Here is an 18,209-nt window from a genome sequence, read left to right as displayed (position 1 = left end):
CGTCCGTCGGGGTGGGATGTCGTCGATCAGGGCGATGATCCGGTGAAGGGTGATCCCGCGACGTTGCGGGTGATGGCCCGGGAGTACCAGCGGATCTCGGACGCTGCGCAGGATGCGTCGACGCGGTTGAACTCGGTGAAGGGGTCGGGGTGGTTGACGGACTGGGAGGGCGAAGCCGCCGACGTGTTCGTCGACGCGATCGCGGACACCCCCGGTGACCTGTCGAAACTCGTTGCCTCGTACGAGCAGGCGGCGTCGGCGTTGTCGGGGTGGGCGGACGTCGTCGACGACACCCAGTACCGCGCCGATGGTGCGCTCGCGGACGCGAAGGACGCCGCCGGTGACCTCGCGGCCGCGCAGTCGCGTCTGTCGGATGCGCAGGCGACGCTGAGCCATTACCAGACGGCCGCGCGGAACCTGTCGAAGGTCGCGGACCAGTACCCGGCGGGGTCGGAGGTGCCGGACGGGGTGGACGTGCCCTCGCCGGCGCAGTTGCGGGCAGCGTCCGACAACACGACCGTCGCGCAGGGATCCGTCAGCTCGGCCCAGGGGGACATCGCTGCGGCGCAGTCGCGGATCGAGGCGGCGAAGCGGCTCGTCGCGGATGCTCGTGGGGACTGGGAGGACGGGGAACGGCGCACCGCGACGAAGATCGGTGCGGCCGCGGACGCGGGTCTGGGGAAGCAGTCGTTCTGGGACAAGGTGTTCGGGTCCGAGGCGTGGGAGACCATCGTGTCGGTCGCGAAGGTCGTCGTCGCGGTCGGCGGGATCATCGCGATGATCATCCCGGGACCCTGGACGCTCGTGATCGCCGCGATCGCGCTCGTGGTCCTCGCGGACACGTTGTACAAGATGAGCCAGGGCAAGGCCGACGGGTGGGACCTCGCCTTCGCACTCCTCGACTGCGTCCCCGCCGCCGGCGCACTCGGACGCCTCGCTTCCCTCGGGAAGGACGCGCGGGGGATGGCGGGACTCATGCGCACGGGAAGTCGTGCCCTCGCTGCCGGGAAGAACGTCATCGAGAAGGCGAAGTCGACGATCCCACTCGGCCGACGCGTCGAACTCCCGCTCCGGGTCAGCGTCAACCCGAACGGACGGTCGTTGGCCCGCACGGCGACGAAGGACGAGAAGGCGGCATTCGGCGAGCAGCAGATGCACGACCTCTACGCTCGGTCCGGGTTCGAGCGCATCGACACCAAGGGCAGTCCGAACGCGAACGGCTTGGACGGGGTCTACTTCGACAAGAAGTCCGGCTCGTACGAGATCGGGGAGGCGAAGTTCTCCAAGCACGACGATGCAGCCCCGAACTCGCTCCTGCGCGACACGAAGCAGAGTGGACGGCAGCTCAGCGATCGTTGGCTTGATTCGCCGGCCGGCAACAACCAGCTCACGCGCCTTGAACGAGCGGTCGATGAGCGTCACTTCGACGCCGTGCAGAGACTGCTTGACGCTGGAGAGCTCCCGCGGAGCGTTGTGCGCGTCGGATTCGACGGGGGAGCCACGCGGTTCCCGGTCGACTCCCTCGGCAGGGTACTGGACTGATGCCGCTCTTCCGGAGGAACCGTCTGCAGCCCCGTGCAGTCCAGTTCGACGAGCGCTACTGGCAGAGCGCGCTCGATGTCACCCGCACGAACTGGGAGGGGCGCCGGGAGGCCGTCGAGCGAGCAGGAGATCCCCACAGACGACACCGCGCGCTGCGCGGAGCGTGGCACATGGGACTTCGCTACCTCGGCGCCCAGTACTCGGCTGGCAGATCGGTGGACGAGATGGCCGAGATCGCCGCTGCTGTGGCGTCGTCGTACACCGAGTGGGCGGAATCTGCCGTCACGGTTGAAGCAGTGCCTCCGAGCCTCGCGGCGAGCAACGAGTACTTCATCAGCGTCCTCCGACTGGTCGGGCTGACGATCGGAACTGGCCGGATCGACAGCGCACGTCAGGTGCTCTCGGCTGCCGGCCGCCACGAACCGGACGCGCTCTTCAGAGCACTGGCGGCGCTGCACGGCGTGGCCGATCGCACCGGAGCGACGGTCGACTCGCCGACTCCTCGCTTCGCCCGGCCGCTCCTCCGTGCTCTCGAACGGCCAACGGAAGCAGCAGACCACATCTCGACCTACCTCGCGGACTGGCCCGTTCGGATGAAGGCCACCGACTGGATGGGCTCCCTGGAGCGTGTGGCACCGGGAGACGACTACGGGCAGGGCTTCTTCGGGTACTGGGCGTTCGAGCTGGCCGGGCTGAACATCGAGAGCAAGCGCGCCGCCTCCGCCACGGGGTCACCGGTGGTGCCGGTCGACCTGCTGGGTCAGAGCCGGGCGTCGAGAACGAACGGCACGGACGAGCAACACCGATGATCGATGTCCGGACGTTCCGAGCGGCGGTCGATCCTTCTTCGCTGCGCGTCACGAAACCGGTGTCCGCCGAATTGCAGAAGACCGCGAAGTCGCGTTCCTTCGACAACGACAGCGCTGGATCGGGCCTCATCCGCGCGTCCGTGTTGCTGGCCGTGTTCGGGGACGCTGACCGCAACGCATTGCTCGCAGAAGCATTGCGCACCCCTGATCCGAGCCTGTCGCACACGCAGCGCACTCGGCAGCGGGGAGCGTACGCAACCGCCTGTCTCGCTTCCAGCCGCACTGGGAGCACGCCGAGCGTCGAGGAGCGGACACGCGGTTGGACCGTGAAGCCGTCCCTGATGGAAGGACTGGCCCTCCGGCACTACCTCGACAGGTCTGCCGAGGAACGGCAGATGGACGAGTTCATGCCAGTGTCCGGGCACTTGGACGGGTACGCGTCAGACATGGCGGTACTGTCCACCATGTGGCTCTTCGGGGGCTCGGACGGATGGCCGATGTCGCGTGTCGAGGCCGAGTGGGATCGCAACGCCTCGGCGATCAGGGAACTCCCCGGGTACCTCGATGAGTGAGCTGACCGTCGTCCCCGGAGAAGGCCGGGAAGGGCAGCCGTCCGTGCCGCGCAACCATGGATGTGGTTGTTCTTCTCACGGGGCCAGTTCCGGGGTTGGCGGGACATCCTGAGTGAACAGTTCCCGTCGCGCGCGCTCGTGCCGTTCGCGAAACACGGAGACACCGACGACGTGTTCTGCTTCGACGGTGGGCCGAGATGGAGGCGCAGCACGCCGACTGGCTGGCCGAACAGGAAGCCGAGGAGGACTGACCGTGACACGACGGGACACCACGATCAGCAAGGCGATGTCACACGCCCTCCGGCACGAGCCGGACGCGTACGGCCTGGCGCTCGCCCCCGACGGCAGTGTGTCCCTCGACGCCCTCGTCCTGGGTCTCCGGGACGCCGGGGTGGAGGTCACCGTCGACGACGTCCGCCGGGTCGTCGCCGAGTCCGACAAGCAGCGCTTCGCGATCGATGACGACCGCATCCGCGCCCAGTACGGGCACTCCACGGAGGAGCGCATCGTGAAGCGGTCGATCAGGCCGCAGCCCGTCCTGTGGCACGCGACCTCGCCCGACGCTGCGACCGCGATCCTGCGGGAGGGCCTGCTGCCGATGGGGCGGCAGTACGCGCACCTGACCACGGACCGGGTGCTCGCACTGCAGGCGGGCCGTCGCAAGGCAACGCACCCCGTGCTGCTGCGGATCGACGCTGCTGCGGCGCACGCGGCCGGCGTGGAGTTCGCCGAGGGCCACGACCGCGTGACGCTCGCCCTGGCGGTCCCCGCGAGCTTCATCGAGCCCGTCGAGCACTGACCCCGTGCGCCCGATCCTCGGCGCGAGCAGTGCGGTGGGCGCTCGTCAGGAGACCGCGGCGTCGTCCTCGTTCCGCCACAGCGGTGTGCTCACGGTCCGAGGCAGGGGCGTGACGGGGCGGTCCGGCCACGGGAGCCGCGTCACCGGCCAGTCCGAGGCGAAGAGGGCGCGGCGCGCAGCGTCGAACTCCTGCACGGTCTTCAGGTCGTCGTACGCCAGGGCGTAGGCGGCACGGAGGTCGTCGAAGTAGTCGTCCCAGGATTCGAACACCGTGAACGCGACGTCGGACACCAGGTCGATCGTCGCCCACGCCTCGTCCGCACTGAGCAGCCCGGCGCAGTACGCACCTCGGGTGGCGCTGATCGCGTTCTTGACGTCCATCGCCCAGACGAGCTTCGCTGCGCGTCCCGGTCGTTCTTCGAGCAGGTTCGTCGCGGCCCAGGGGTCGCTCCCGAGCAGCGACGAGACGCGGGTCAGGCGCTGCTCGCCTTCCTGCGACCGGGAGAGCGCGACGAACTGCCACGAGACGCTCTTCGGCCCGAGCAGGTCCAGAGCGAAGGCCTGCGCGTCGCGACCGCTCGCGATCTTGTACGTCTCGTCGAGCTCGCGGCGGAGGAAGGTGATCGCCGGCAGGGGGATCGTGACGAACGGCGACCGGGTGGCGTCGTCGAGGAAGTCCCCGCCGAGCTCGACCCGGGCGCCGTACGGAGCGAGCGAGGCCGGCCACCAGCCGTCCTGGAAGTCCCCGAGCGAGGTCAGGGCGAGCTGCTGCTGTCGACGGAGCGGGAGTTCACGAGCCCCGGTGCGCTGCCGGTACCGTCGCTGCTCGCGCACGGGGAGACCGATGTCCCGCAGCGAGACGATGAACGTCAGGACGAACCACACCACGACGGCGATGAGGAGACACCGCCAGACTGCCTGGACCCCGTAGCCGAAGTGCGCGCGCACGTCGTACGGTCCGGCGGTCGCCGCGACGACTGCGGCGAAGAACGCGACGATGGCCACCGCCATGATGATCCATGCCGGTGCGCGGTCGCGACGTCGTCCGGTCTGCCGCCGCGCCTTGGCCACCATCGCCCGGTGCCGCCACCTCGGTCGGACCGGGAACTCGCGGTCGCCGGGGTGGTTCTGCAGGTGTTCCCCCATGGGGAGCCATCGTACCGACCGGGCTCAGTCGTCGTCGACGGCGCCGACGAGCTCGGGCGCCGTGAGCAACCGCGGTTCGTCGTCGATGGTGGCGGGGTCGGCGATGACCTTCGACTCGTCGAACAGCGACAGCCGCCGGGCGCTCGGCAGCACCTGGCGTTCGAGCGACCCGACGAAGCGGTTGTAGTCGACGACCGACCCGCGGATCGCCCGCCCGAGCTTGTCGACGTGGCCGGCCATCGTGGCCAGACGCCCGTACAGCTCGCGCGAGACGCGGAACAGCTCGCGGGCCTCGGCGGTGACGACGTCCTGCTGCCACGAGAACGCGACGGTCTTCAGCACCGACCAGAGCGTCACGGGTGAGGCCAGGGCGATCCGCTTGCGGAACGCGTGGTCGAGCAGCCCGGGATCGGCGGCGAGGGCGCTGGAGATCAGCGACTCCGACGGGATGAACGCGATGGTCAGCTCCGGCGAGGCGTCGTAGCCGGACCAGTACTCCCGCGCGGCGAGGGCGTCGACGTGGGCACGCAGCGCCTTCACGTGCTGCGCCATCAGCTGCGACCGGCGTGCTGCCTCGGCACCGGTGGCGGTCGCGGGGATCTCCGCCGCCTGCAGGTACGCGTTGAACGGCACCTTCGCGTCGACGGCGATCGTCTTGCCGCCCGGGAGGTGGACGACCAGGTCGGGCCGAGCGGTCCCGGCGGACGTGGTGACGGACGACTGCACGTCGAAGTCGACCCGCTCGAGGAGCCCGGCCGCCTCGACCACGTTCCGCAGCTGCGTCTCACCCCAGACGCCGCGCGTGCTGTTCGAGGAGAGCGCGCTCGCGAGGGTGTCGGCCGTCGCCCGCAGGCGTTCCTCGGACTCGGCGGCCGACCGGAGCTGTGCGGACAGGGCGCCGTACTGCTCGCTGCGCGACTGCTCGAGCTCGGCGATCTTGGCGCGCATGACGTCGAGCGTCTGGGCGACGGGGCTGAGCGCGGACAGGACCTTCGACTCGCCCTCGGCCCGGGCCGCGTCGGCGCCGTGCATCCGTTGCACGAGGTGCTCGAGCTCGGCCGCCCGGCGCTCCAGCGAGTCGACCTGCCGACGGTACTGCGCGTCCTGGGCGTCGAGCCGTTCCTCGGCGTCCCGACGGGCGGCGTCGAGCTGCCCCCGCAGCGCGTCAGCGGTGGCGCGCGCGGCGGCCGCGTCGACGCCGGCGCGCGAACGGGCCAGCGACCAGGCGACGACCGCACCGACGGCGATGCCGATCACGAGACCGATGACCAGGGCGAGGATCTGCATGTGGCGACCCTCCCAGGACCCACCGACACCGCGCCTCCCGGCTCCGACCGCCGGTCGCAGGAGAGCGCCGGAATCCATGTCATGACATTAGGGCAAACAGGGTGTACAGTCGTGATCGTCCGCCGATGAAGCCGCACGGAAGGTCCCCCGCGTCGCATGACGAACCGAGCCCCCCACGCCTACGACGTGATCACGATGGGACGCGTCAGCGTCGACATCTACCCGCAGCAGACGGGCCCGCTCGAAGACGTCTCCACGTTCTCGAAGTCCGTCGGGGGCAGCGCCACGAACGTCGCGATCGCCGCGGCCCGCCACGGCGCCGACGCTGCCGTCATCACCCGCACGGGCAACGACCCGTTCGGCCGCTACATCGCCCGCACCCTGCCCGAGTTCGGCGTCGCGAACGCCTTCGTCGAGACCGTCGAGGGCCTGAACACGCCGGTCGCGTTCTGCGAGGTCTTCCCGCCGGACGACTTCCCGCTGTACTTCTACCGGGCCCCGAAGGCGCCGGACCTCATGATCACGCCGAAGTCGCTGCCGCTGCACGAGATCGAGCGGGCGAAGATCTTCTGGACGACGGTGACCGGTCTCAGCGAGGAGCCGAGCCGCAGCGCCCACCACACGGCGTTCGACGCCCGCAGCGCCGCGCAGAACGACACGAAGCTCCACACCGTCCTGGACCTCGACTACCGGTCGATGTTCTGGTCGAGCCCGGCTGCGGCCACGCGCGAGGTCGCGATCGCCCTGGAGCACGCGACCGTCGCCGTCGGCAACCGCGAGGAGTGCGAGGTCGCCGTCGGCGAGACCGACCCGGTGCGCGCCGCCGACGCGTTGCTCGAGCGGGGGGTCGAGATCGCGATCGTGAAGCAGGGGCCGAAGGGGGTCCTCGCGAAGACCCGCGACGAGTTCGTCGAGTTCCGCCCGCACCACATCGACGTCGTCAACGGCCTCGGGTCGGGTGACGGCTTCGGCGGAGCGCTCACCCACGGCCTGCTGCAGGGCTGGAGCCTCGAACGCATCCTCGCGTTCTGCAACGCCGCGGGAGCCATCGTCGCCACCCGGTTCGAGTGCTCCACGGCCATGCCGACGAGCGACGAGATCGAGCAGTTCATCCAGTCGAACCCCGCCGAGGGGACCAACCACACCGAGGAGAAGGTCGATGCCTGAGATCAGCGCCGCTGACTTCCAGCGCCTCCGGGACGTCCGTGCGGCGCAGCCTGGCCTCGTCCAGCAGACCCTCGAGACCCGTCGCAGGCGCGAGTTGCTCGCCGAGGACGGCAAGCTCTTCATCGTCGCGGCCGACCACCCCGCGCGTGGTGCGCTCGCGGTCCGCGACGACGAGTCGGCCATGGCGAACCGGTACGACCTGCTCGAGCGACTCGTGGTGGCCCTCGGCCGTCCGGGCGTCGACGGGGTCCTCGGGACGCCGGACATCCTCGAGGACCTCGCCCTCCTCGGCGCCCTCGACGACAAGGTCGTCGTCGGGTCGATGAACCGCGGCGGCCTGCGTGGCGCGACCTTCGAGATGGACGACCGCTACACCGCCTACTCCGCCGCCTCGATCAAGCAGGCGGGCCTCGACTTCGCCAAGCTCCTCGTCCGCGTGAACCTCGCCGACGCCGGGACCGCCGCGACGCTCGAGGCCACCGCCCGCGCCGTCTCCGAGGCCGCCGAGCACCAGCTGCCGATCATGCTCGAACCGTTCATGTCGGAGTGGAAGGACGACAAGATCGTCAACGACCTGTCGACCGACGCCGTCATCACGTCGATGGCGATCGCCGCGGGACTCGGCGAGTCGAGCGCCTACAGCTGGTTGAAGATCCCCGTCGTCGACGAGATGGAGCGGGTGATGGCGGCGACGACCCTGCCGACGCTCCTGCTCGGCGGCGACCCGTCCAGCCGTCCGCTCGAGACGTACGCGAAGTGGGCGGACGCGCTGGCCCTCCCCGGCGTGCGCGGCCTCGTCGTCGGACGCACCCTGCTCTACCCGGCCGACGGCGACGTCGCCGCCGCCGTGGACGTGGCCGCGGGCCTCGTCCACCAGATCGTCCCCACCACCACTCTCGAAGGAACGAACGCATGACCATCGCGGAAGACACCACGACCACCACCACGGTCGGGCACTGGATCGACGGCCAGCGGGTCGAGTCGACGTCCGGCAACACCGCGCCGGTGTTCGATCCGGCCCTCGGCGTCGCCACGAAGCAGGTCGCCCTGGCGAACGAGGAGGAGATCCAGGCGGCGATCGCCTCCGCGAAGGCCGCGTTCCCCGCGTGGGCGGACCTGTCGCTCGCGAAGCGGCAGGCGATCCTGTTCTCGTTCCGCGAGATCCTCAACCGCGACAAGGCCGAGCTCGCCGAGATCATCACGAGCGAGCACGGCAAGGTCCTCGACGACGCCCTCGGCGAGATCGCGCGTGGGCAGGAGGTCGTCGAGCTGGCCACGAACATCCCGAGCCTCATGAAGGGCGAGTTCAGCGACCAGGTGTCGACCGGCATCGACGTGTACTCGATCCGCCAGCCGCTCGGTGTCGTCGGCATCATCTCGCCGTTCAACTTCCCGGCGATGGTGCCGCTGTGGTTCCTGCCGATCGCGATCGCGGCCGGCAACACCGTCGTGCTGAAGCCGAGCGAGAAGGACCCGAGCGCCGCGATCTGGTTGGCCTCGAAGTTCACGGAGGCCGGCCTCCCCGACGGCGTCTTCAACGTCCTCAACGGCGACAAGGCCTCGGTGGACGGGCTCCTCACCAGCCCCGACGTCGAGTCGATCTCGTTCGTCGGCTCGACGCCGATCGCCCAGTACGTCTACGAGACGGGCACGAAGCACGGCAAGCGCGTGCAGGCCCTCGGCGGCGCGAAGAACCACATGCTCGTCCTGCCGGACGCCGACCTCGACCTCGTCGCGGACAACGCGATCAACGCGGGCTTCGGTTCCGCAGGCGAGCGCTGCATGGCGATCTCGGTCGTCGTCGCCGTCGAGCCGGTCGCCGACGAGCTCATCGAGAAGATCACGGACCGTGCCGCGACGCTGCGCATCGGTGACGGGCGGCGCGGCTGCGACATGGGCCCGCTGGTCACGAAGCAGCACCGCGACAAGGTCGCCTCGTACATCGAGGTCGCAGAGCAGGACGGTGCGGTGGTCGTGGTGGACGGCCGCACCGTCCGACCCGACGGCGACGAGAACGGCTTCTGGCTCGGCCCGACACTCATCGACAAGGTGCCGACGACCAGCCGGGTCTACACCGAGGAGATCTTCGGCCCGGTGCTGAGCATCGTCCGTGTCGCGAGCTACGAGGAGGGGCTGGCACTGATCAACTCGGGCGCGTTCGGCAACGGCACGGCCATCTTCACCAACGACGGCGGCGCCGCCCGTCGGTTCCAGCGCGACGTGCAGGTCGGCATGATCGGCATCAACGTCCCGATCCCGGTGCCGGTGGCCTACTACTCGTTCGGCGGCTGGAAGAACTCGCTGTTCGGCGACCACAAGGCGTACGGCGCCGACGGCGTGAGCTTCTTCACGCGGCAGAAGGCGATCACGAGCCGTTGGCTCGACCCGTCGCACGGTGGCATCAACCTCGGCTTCCCGTCGAACTCCTGAGCGAGGACGCGAGCACGAGCATGGCGAACGACAACTGGTTCATCCGCGCGGGGAGCCGTCCGGAGGACGGCTGGACCGACGTGGTCGACGGACGCGTCGAGGGGTGGGCCCACACCGGTCTGCGGACCGGCACCCTGTCCGACGGAGGCGAGCTGCGCCTCCCGGCCGACGCCGTGGAACGCATCGTCGTCCCGCTCGCCGGTTCCTTCGAGGTGGCGTACGACGGTGCGGCCGGCACCGGATCGCAGGTCCTGGAGGGACGGGGCAGCGTCTTCGACGGACCCACCGACGTCCTGTACCTCGGTTCGGGCACGGAGGCGCGGATCACCGGCAGCGGCCGTCTCGCGGTCGCCGAGGCGCCCACCGCGACGGTCGAGCCGAGCACCTACATCGCGCGGCAGGAGGTGCCGGTCGAACTCCGCGGCGCCGGGCAGTCCAGCCGCCAGGTGCACAACTTCGGCACCCCGGCCGCCCTCGATGCCGTGAAGTTCATCGTCTGCGAGGTGATCACGCCGGCCGGCAACTGGTCGTCGTACCCGCCCCACAAGCACGACACGAACGTGGCCGGCGAGGAGTCGAACCTCGAGGAGATCTACTACTACGAGACCGCCGTGTCGCGCGGGTTGTCCGCCCCCGCGACCGCCGACCCGTTCGCGCTGCACCGGACCTACGCCTCGGACGACCGCGAGATCGACGAGTTCCGCGAAGTGCGCACCGGAGACATCGCCCTCGTGCCGTACGGCTGGCACGGACCGGCCGTCGCCGCCCCCGGCTACGACATGTACTACCTCAACGTGATGGCCGGGCCCGACCCGGAACGCGTCTGGAACATCACCGACGACCCCGCGCACGGCTGGGTCCGTCAGGCCTGGGCGAGCGAGGAACTCGACCCGCGCCTGCCCTACGAGAAGGAGTCGGTCCGATGACCGAGACCCGCCGGATGACCGTCGGCCAGGCCCTCGTCGAGTTCCTGGCGAACCAGTGGACCGTCGACGGTGACCTCCGCGAGCGGACCATCCCGGGGATCTTCGGCATCTTCGGGCACGGCAACGTGGCGGGGGTCGGCCAGGCCATCAAGCAGCTCCACGTCGAGCAGCCGGGCCTGCTGCCGTACCACCAGGCCCGCAACGAGCAGGCGATGGTGCACGAGGCCGTCGGCTTCGCCCGGATGCACCGCCGTCGGGCGACCTTCGCGTCGACGGCGTCGGTCGGCCCGGGCGCGGCGAACATGCTGACCGCCGCAGCGCTCGCGACGACGAACCGGCTGCCCGCGCTCCTGCTGCCGTCGGACACCTTCGCGACCCGGACCACCGACCCGGTGCTGCAGCAGATCGAGCTGCCGCACGACACCTCGCTGCAGGTGACCGACGCGTTCCGCCCGCTGTCGCGCTACTTCGACCGCGTCGAGCGACCCGAGCAGCTCTTCTCGATCGCACTCGCCGCGATGCGCGTGCTCACCGACCCGGCCGAGACCGGCGCGGTGACGATCGCGCTGCCGGAAGACGTCCAGGCCGAGGAGCTCGACGTCCCCGTCGCCTTCCTCCAGCCCCGCGAGTGGCACATCCGACGCCCGCTGCCCGAGCGGGGCCCCCTGGCCCGGGCCGTCGACGCGATCCGGAACGCGAAGCGGCCGGTGATCGTCGCCGGTGGCGGCGTCCTCTACTCCGGTGCGGAGGACGACCTCCGTCGCTTCGTCGAGGCGACCGGGATCCCCGTCGGGACCTCGCAGGCCGGCGGCGGCTCACTCACCTGGGACCACCCGCAGTACCTCGGCGGCATCGGTGCCACCGGCACGGCTGCAGCGAACGCGATCGCGGCGCAGGCCGACGTCGTGATCGGGATCGGCACGCGCTACAGCGACTTCACGACGGCGTCCCGCACGGCGTTCCAGAACCCGGACGTCACCTTCGTGAACGTCAACGTGGCGTCGTTCGACGCGTACAAGCACGGGTCGCAGCTGCCGTTGATCGCGGACGCACGGGAGGCGCTGGTCGCGCTCACCGCGGCACTCACGACGGACTCGTCGTACGCCGTCGACGCCGGGTACGCCGCCGAGATCGCGTCGCGCAAGCAGGAGTGGGACCAGACCGTCGACGCCGCCTTCGCGCCGTCGGGCAGCGCCCTGCCGGGCCAGCCGGAGATCATCGGCGCCGTGCAGGAGGCCTCCGACCCGCGCGACGTGGTGATCCAGGCGGCCGGCTCGCTGCCCGGGGACCTGCACAAGCTCTGGCGCGTGCGGGACGCCCTCGGCTACCACGTCGAGTACGCCTTCTCGTGCATGGGGTACGAGATCGCCGGTGGCATCGGCGTGCGCCGCGCCGCCCCGGACCGCGACGCGATCGTCATGGTCGGGGACGGCAGCTACCTCATGCTGCACACCGAGCTCGTCACCGCGGTCGCGGAGGGGATCAAGATCATCGTCGTCCTCATCCAGAACCACGGGTACGCGTCGATCGGGCACCTGTCCGAGACCGTCGGCTCCGAACGCTACGGCACGAAGTACCGGTACCTCGACGAGACCCGGTCGTTCGACAACGGCGACCCTCTGCCCGTCGACCTCGCCGCGAACGCCCGGTCCTACGGCGTCGACGTGATCGAGGTCCAGCCGGGCCCGGACGCGGTCGAGGACCTCAAGGCCGCGGTGCGCCAGGCGAAGGCGAACGACCACGCCACGCTCGTGCACATCAACTCGGACCCGCTCGTCTACGCCCCGGACGGCGACGGCTGGTGGGACGTGCCGGTCGCGCAGACCTCCACGCTCGAGAGCACCCAGGCCGCCCGTGCCGCGTACGAACAGCAGGTCGCAGCCCAGCGACCGCTGCTCGGCTGACCCCTCCACCCCACCGCTCAGGAAGAAGACGACGACGTCATGACCGACACCGCCACCGCCACCGACGCCATCCGCATCGGCACCGCCCCCGACTCGTGGGGCGTCTGGTTCCCGGACGACCCGGAGCAGGTGCCGTGGCAGCGCTTCCTCGACGAGGCGCAGTCCGCCGGGTACCGCTGGATCGAGCTCGGGCCCTACGGTTACCTGCCCACCGATCCGTCCCAGCTGTCCGACGAACTGGAGTCCCGCGGGCTGCGACTGTCCGCCGGCACCGTGTTCACCGGCTTCCACAAGGGGGAGGACCAGTTCCAGCGGGCATGGGACCAGGCGGTCGCGGTGGCCGGCCTCGCGTCGAAGCTCGGCGCCGAGCACCTCGTCACGATCCCGGACCTGTGGCGCTCGGACGCGACCGAGGAGGTCCTCGAGCCGCGCACCCTGACGAACGAGCAGTGGGAGCGCCTCGGCGCGGGGCACGACCAGCTCGGCAAGGCGCTGCTCGAGGAGTTCGGGGTCCACCAGCAGTTCCACACGCACGCGGACAGCCACGTCGGCACCTACCGCGAGACCGTGCGCTTCCTCGAGGTGACGAACCCCGAGTACACGAACCTCTGCCTCGACACCGGGCACTTCGCGTACTACGGCGGCGACAACCTCAAGCTCATCGCCGAGCACCCGGAGCGCATCGGGTACCTGCACCTCAAGCAGGTCGACACCGACCTGCTGTTCGACGTGTTGAAGAACGACGTCCCGTTCGCGACCGCGGTGTCGCAGGGGATCATGGTCGAGCCGCCCTCCGGGACGCCCGACCTCGCGCCGATCATCGAGGCCGTCGCAGCGATCAACCCGGACGTCTTCGGCATCGTCGAGCAGGACATGTACGGCTGCTCGGTCGACGCTCCCGGCCCGATCGCGGAACGCACCTTCCGGCACATCTTCGCATCCACCTCGGCCGCCCGCGCCTCCTGACGCCGTCCACCCGTCGTCACCGAACCCAGGAGAACACCACATGACCACGCAGAACCTCCGCGTCGCCGTCGTCGGCGCCGGCATGATGGGCGCCGACCACGTCCGTCGCATCACCGCCAAGATCTCGAACGCCGACGTCGTCGCCGTCGTCGAGCCGGACGAGGCCCGCGCCCAGGCCGCAGCAGCCCTCGCACCGGGTGCCATCACGGCGGCGTCGTTCGAGGAAGCCCTCGACCGGACCGAGATCGACGGCGTCATCATCGCCACGCCGGGCTTCCTGCACGAGCCGATCCTCGTGACGGCGCTCGAGCGGGGCCTGGCGGTGCTGTGCGAGAAGCCCCTGACGACGAGCGCCGAGGACTCCCTGCGCATCGTCGAGCTCGAACAGGAGAAGGCCGACCGACCGAAGATCCAGGTCGGGTTCATGCGCCGCTTCGACGCCGGCTACCAGGAGCTCAAGGCGCTCCGCGAGTCCGGGGCGAACGGTGCCCTGCTCGCACTGCACCACGCGCACCGGAACCCGACGACGCCGCCGAACTTCAGCGAGTCGATGCTCATCCACGACTCCGTGATCCACGAGATCGACATCATCCCGTTCCTGACCGGCGAGAAGATCGTGCACGTCGAGGTCAAGAAGCCGCGGAAGAACTCGCTCGCGCCGGCGGACCTGCCCGAGCCGCAGATCGTCCTGTTCACCACCGAGTCCGGGATCATCGCGATCGTCGAGATCAACGTGAACGCCCAGTTCGGGTACCAGGTGACCACCGACGCGGTGTTCGAGTCCGGGGTTGCGTACATCGGCCGTGAGACCACCCAGACCATCGTGTCCGCTGGCGTGTCCGGCCAGGGCGTCACGCCGTCGTTCAAGGAGCGCTTCGGTGCGGCCTACGACGAGGAGGTCCAGCGCTGGGTCGACGCCGCACGCCAGGGCGGCATCGACGGACCGAGCGCCTGGGACGGGTACACGGCGTCGGTGGTGGCCGAGGTCGCCGTCCGAGCCCAGCAGAGCGGTGCGGACGAGACCGTCGAGTACGCGCTCGAGAAGCCGGCGTTCTACGACATCGCGGCGGCCGACGAGCTCGCGGGGGCGTAGCGCGTGCCGAAGATCGCACTCGACCCGACGCCGTTCCACCACGACCTGTCGCTGCTGGAGTTCCCGCGCAAGGTCGCCGACCTCGGGTACGAGTACCTGCAGCTGACCCCGCACCGGGACTTCATCCCGTTCTACCGGCACCCGAAGGCCGACGACGCCCTCGTCGACGCGTTCGCCGCCGCGTGCCGCGATGCCGGCGTGCAGGTGGCGAGCGTGCTCCCCGTGCTCCGGTGGTCCGGCCCGGACCGGGAAGCCCGTGAAGCCGCGGTGCAGAAGTGGAAGCGGGTGATCGAGATCACCAAGCGCCTCGGCGTGGACACCATCAACACCGAGTTCTCCGGTCGGCCGGAGCGCGCCGAGGAGTCCGAGGACCAGTTCTACCGGGCGATGGAGGAGCTGCTGCCGATCATCGAGGCGTCCGGCCTCCGCGTGCTCATCGACCCACACCCCGACGACTTCGTCGAGGACGGGCTCGAGGCGCTCCGCGTCATCCGCGGGCTCAACTCGAAGCACGTCGGCTTCGTCTACGTCGCGTGCCACACCTTCCACTACGGCGGGAACATGGACGAGATCATCGACGCCGCGGGCGACTCGCTCCAGCTCGTCCACGTCGCCGACGCGTACGACCACCGGCGCTCGCACGGCCTGCGCTACATCTCGAACCCGCCCGGCAACACCGCGCGCGTGCACCAGCACCTGCCGATCGGGCAGGCGGACGTCGACTTCGACGCGTTCTGGGCGGCGCTCGACCGCGTCGGGTTCTCGGCCCGCGAGGACACCGTGGCCGTCTCGAGCGTCTTCGCCGAGGACGAGAACGCCGACGAGGTGTCCCGCTTCCAGCTCGCCGAGATCCGGAAGGGCCTCGGCGTGCAGTAGCCCTCCCGCCGGGCCGGAGCACCTCCACCGCACCATCCACGGAACGATCGGCGCGACGCGTGACCCGCACCGCGCCTCCAGACAGTCCGACCCACGACACGGCGGACGCGAGCAGATCGGAGAACCCATGACGACCACGTCGGAGACCCCGGCGTCCACCGGCGTCGACTCCCGCCCCGTGACCCTGCAGGCGGCGGAGCAGACGCCGACCGCCCTGTGGAACGACTCGGCGGACCCGCGCGAGCTGTCGACCGCCATCACCGAGTACGGCGCCGTCGGAGCGACCTGCAACCCGGTGATCGCGTACACGTGCATCAAGCAGGACCCCGCAACGTGGGAGCCGCGCATCCGCGAGATCGCGGCGGAGCACCCGACCGCGGGGGAGTCGTGGATCGGGTGGAAGGCCGTCGAGGAGCTCTCGATCGCCGCGGCGGCGCAGCTCCTGCCGGCGTTCGAGGCCTCCGGAGGCCGCAACGGCCGACTGAGCATGCAGACCGATCCGCGCTTCCACCGTGACGCCGATGCCCTCGTCGAGCAAGCGGTCCGGTTCTCGCAGCTCGCGCCGAACATCATCGTGAAGATCCCCGCGACGAAGGTCGGCATCGCCGCGATCGAGGAGGCCGCGTACCGGGGCGTGTCGATCAACGCCACCGTGTCCTTCACCGTGCCGCAGGTCGTCGCCGTCGGGGAGGCCATCGAGCGCGCGCTGGACCGTCGGGCCGCCGAGGGGTTCCCCGACCAGGAGTTCGGCCACGTCGTCACCCTGATGGCGGGGCGCTTCGACGACTGGCTGAAGACCGTCGTCAAGCGCGACCACGTCATGATCGACCCGGGGTACCTCGAGTGGGCCGGTGTCGCCGCGGTGAAGCACGCGTACCGGATCTTCCGGGAGCGCGGGTTCCGGTCGCGTGTGCTCGTCGCGGCGTTCCGGAACGCGCTGCAGTGGTCCGAGTTCCAGGGCGGGGACCTCGTGGTGTCGCCGCCGTTCCAGTGGTCCAAGGACATCAACGACAACGCGGTCCCGTTCCGGCCGGACGCGATCGACGACGAGGTGCCCGCGCACGTGCTCGACGCGCTGCGTGCTGCGACCCCGGAGTTCGCGCGCGGGTACGACGAGGACGGCATGAGCGTCGACGAGTTCGACCGCTTCGGCGCGACGGTGACGACGCTGCGGCAGTTCCTCGACGCGGACGCCAAGCTCGACGCACTCGTGCGCGACATCATCGTGCCCGCGGCCGCGTAGCGCCGGCGCCGGGCGCCCGCGCGCGCCGCGCGCGGCCCGCCCGGGCGCCGCGCGCCCGCCGGCGCCCGGGCGCCGCGACCTCACGCGCTGGGCGACAGTTCACGGGCCCGCGGTCCCGTGAACTGTCGCCCAGCGCGTGAAGTCGTCCGGGCGGCCATGTGCTGACAAAGTCCGCACAGCCCGCTAGAGTCGTTGTCGCGCTCCAACCCGCGCGAACGAAGGAGTTCCCATGGACAGCATCGGCGTCGGCCTCGTCTCGGTCGGCTGGATGGGGCGGCTGCACTCCCGCGCCTACCGCGCCCTGCCCGACCACTTCCCCGAGCTCGGCGTGCGGCCTCGGCTCGTCGTCGCGGCGGACCCGGTCGACGCCGCCCGCGAGCAGGCCGTCACCCGGCTCGGCTACGAGCACGCGGTCGCCAACTACCACGAGGTGCTCGCCGACCCGTCCGTCGACGTCGTCTCGATCTGCTCGCCGAACTTCCTGCACCGCGAGATCGCCGTCGCCGCCGCCGAGGCGGGCAAGCCGTTCTGGATCGAGAAGCCGATGGGCCGGTACGCCAGCGATTCCCGCGCCATCCACGACGCGGTCCTCGCCGCCGGGGTCGTCACGAGCGTCGGCTTCAACTACCGGCACGCCCCCGCGATCGAACGGGCGCGCGAGCTCGTCCGCAGCGGGCGACTGGGGCGGATCACGAACGTGCGCGGGTCGCTCCTCGCCGACTACTCGTCCGACCCCGCGGCGCCGCTGACCTGGCGCTTCGAGCGGGAGCGGGCCGGCTCCGGGGTGCTCGGCGACCTGCTGTCGCACGGCCTCGACCTCGCGCAGTACGTCGTCGGCCGGATCGCGTCGGTCAGTGCCATGGCGGAGACCTTCATCGCATCGCGCCCGCGCGCCGGATCGGGCATCGTGGACCGCAGTGCCGCGGCGACCGGGGAACACGGCCCCGTCGAGAACGAGGACTACGCCGCGCTGCTGTTCCGGTTCGAGGACGGCGCCGTCGGCACGATGGACTCCAGCCGTGTCATGCGGGGGCCGCACGCCGAGTACACGTTCGAGGTCTACGGCACGAACGGTTCGGTGCGGTGGGACTTCCAGCGGCTGAACGAGCTCGAGGTGTCCCTCGACGGGCAGGAGGTCGACGGCTACGCCACGCACTACGTCGCTCCGGGCGATGGCGAGTTCGCGCGCTTCCAGCCGGGCGCGGGGACCGCGATGGGCTACGACGACCTCAAGACGATCGAGGCGGCGCAGTTCATCGCGAGCGTGCGTCGCGGTGAGCAGCTCGCACCGTCCGTCGCCGACGGCCTGGCGACGGCGTCGATCGTGGAAGCCGCGGAGGCATCGCTCGTCGACGGGTCCTGGCACGAGGTGGCGCGCGTCGACGGGGCGCTCACCTACCCGCGCGAGACACCGGTGATCTGAGCGCTCGTTCCCTCGGACTGGAGGCG

The 18,209-nt window shown here is 70.4% G+C and carries 16 protein-coding genes; 14 read left to right on the top strand and 2 right to left on the bottom strand.

What is annotated here, in order from left to right; translation table 11 throughout:
* From ACTJKO_RS13825 to ACTJKO_RS13810, 4 genes are all read left to right on the top strand, one after another.
* Positions 1-1,542 (top strand): putative T7SS-secreted protein (locus tag ACTJKO_RS13825; RefSeq protein WP_440689652.1); only part of this gene is annotated, 1,542 nt, incomplete at its 5' end.
* Between the two features lie 170 nt (positions 1,543-1,712).
* Positions 1,713-2,351 carry a hypothetical protein gene (locus ACTJKO_RS13820; RefSeq protein WP_440689650.1) on the top strand — a complete coding sequence of 213 codons (639 nt, stop codon included), beginning with the start codon at positions 1,713-1,715 and terminating at the stop codon, positions 2,349-2,351.
* Positions 2,348-2,923 (top strand): hypothetical protein, encoded by a 576-nt coding sequence (locus ACTJKO_RS13815; RefSeq protein WP_440689648.1) that lies wholly within the window; start codon positions 2,348-2,350, stop codon positions 2,921-2,923. The genes ACTJKO_RS13820 and ACTJKO_RS13815 overlap by 4 nt, the downstream gene beginning before the upstream one ends.
* 253 nt (positions 2,924-3,176) lie before the next feature.
* The gene (locus ACTJKO_RS13810) at positions 3,177-3,722 is read left to right on the top strand and encodes an RNA 2'-phosphotransferase (protein WP_440689646.1); all 546 of its coding nucleotides are present in this window, start codon (positions 3,177-3,179) and stop codon (positions 3,720-3,722) included.
* A gap of 45 nt (positions 3,723-3,767) precedes the next feature.
* Here ACTJKO_RS13810 and ACTJKO_RS13805 read toward each other — a convergent pair whose 3' ends face one another.
* Together ACTJKO_RS13805 and ACTJKO_RS13800 are read right to left on the bottom strand one after the other, a co-directional pair.
* Positions 3,768-4,868, bottom strand: a complete 1,101-nt coding sequence (locus ACTJKO_RS13805; RefSeq protein ID WP_440689644.1) for a DUF1266 domain-containing protein — start codon at positions 4,866-4,868, stop codon at positions 3,768-3,770.
* Between the two features lie 24 nt (positions 4,869-4,892).
* Entirely contained in the window at positions 4,893-6,155 is a 1,263-nt protein-coding gene (locus ACTJKO_RS13800; RefSeq protein ID WP_440689643.1) for a DNA recombination protein RmuC, read from the bottom strand.
* A 156-nt stretch (positions 6,156-6,311) separates the two neighbouring features.
* Here ACTJKO_RS13800 and iolC point away from each other — a divergent pair, with 156 nt between their 5' ends.
* The 10 genes from iolC to ACTJKO_RS13750 all read left to right on the top strand — a co-directional run bounded on the left by iolC (position 6,312) and on the right by ACTJKO_RS13750 (position 18,183).
* Positions 6,312-7,322, top strand: a complete 1,011-nt coding sequence (gene iolC / locus ACTJKO_RS13795) for a 5-dehydro-2-deoxygluconokinase (RefSeq protein ID WP_440689641.1) — start codon at positions 6,312-6,314, stop codon at positions 7,320-7,322.
* Positions 7,315-8,238, top strand: a complete 924-nt coding sequence (locus ACTJKO_RS13790; RefSeq protein WP_440689639.1) for a class I fructose-bisphosphate aldolase — start codon at positions 7,315-7,317, stop codon at positions 8,236-8,238. The genes iolC and ACTJKO_RS13790 overlap by 8 nt, the downstream gene beginning before the upstream one ends.
* The gene (locus ACTJKO_RS13785) at positions 8,235-9,752 is read left to right on the top strand and encodes a CoA-acylating methylmalonate-semialdehyde dehydrogenase (RefSeq protein ID WP_440689637.1); all 1,518 of its coding nucleotides are present in this window, start codon (positions 8,235-8,237) and stop codon (positions 9,750-9,752) included. Before ACTJKO_RS13790 ends, ACTJKO_RS13785 begins: the two co-directional genes overlap by 4 nt.
* A gap of 20 nt (positions 9,753-9,772) precedes the next feature.
* Positions 9,773-10,678, top strand: coding sequence for a 5-deoxy-glucuronate isomerase (gene iolB / locus ACTJKO_RS13780; RefSeq protein WP_440689635.1), 906 nt, complete (start codon positions 9,773-9,775; stop codon positions 10,676-10,678).
* The gene (gene iolD / locus ACTJKO_RS13775) at positions 10,675-12,582 is read left to right on the top strand and encodes a 3D-(3,5/4)-trihydroxycyclohexane-1,2-dione acylhydrolase (decyclizing) (RefSeq protein ID WP_440689633.1); all 1,908 of its coding nucleotides are present in this window, start codon (positions 10,675-10,677) and stop codon (positions 12,580-12,582) included. Before iolB ends, iolD begins: the two co-directional genes overlap by 4 nt.
* A 39-nt stretch (positions 12,583-12,621) precedes the next feature.
* Positions 12,622-13,548: a sugar phosphate isomerase/epimerase family protein gene (locus tag ACTJKO_RS13770; RefSeq protein WP_440689631.1), complete on the top strand. Its 927-nt coding sequence runs from the start codon at positions 12,622-12,624 to the stop codon at positions 13,546-13,548.
* 40 nt (positions 13,549-13,588) lie between these two features.
* Positions 13,589-14,641: a Gfo/Idh/MocA family protein gene (locus ACTJKO_RS13765; protein WP_440689629.1), complete on the top strand. Its 1,053-nt coding sequence runs from the start codon at positions 13,589-13,591 to the stop codon at positions 14,639-14,641.
* 3 nt (positions 14,642-14,644) lie between these two features.
* Positions 14,645-15,517 (top strand): sugar phosphate isomerase/epimerase family protein, encoded by an 873-nt coding sequence (locus ACTJKO_RS13760; protein WP_440689627.1) that lies wholly within the window; start codon positions 14,645-14,647, stop codon positions 15,515-15,517.
* 127 nt (positions 15,518-15,644) lie between these two features.
* Positions 15,645-16,760, top strand: a complete 1,116-nt coding sequence (locus ACTJKO_RS13755) for a transaldolase family protein (RefSeq protein WP_440689625.1) — start codon at positions 15,645-15,647, stop codon at positions 16,758-16,760.
* A 229-nt stretch (positions 16,761-16,989) separates the two neighbouring features.
* Positions 16,990-18,183, top strand: coding sequence for a Gfo/Idh/MocA family protein (locus ACTJKO_RS13750; protein ID WP_440689623.1), 1,194 nt, complete (start codon positions 16,990-16,992; stop codon positions 18,181-18,183).
* Positions 18,184-18,209: the final 26 nt, after the last annotated feature.

This window comes from Curtobacterium sp. 22159, assembly GCF_052045775.1.
Lineage (GTDB): Bacteria > Actinomycetota > Actinomycetes > Actinomycetales > Microbacteriaceae > Curtobacterium.
Note: the sequence above shows the minus strand (reverse complement) of the source record. Positions and strands in the feature narration are given on the sequence as shown.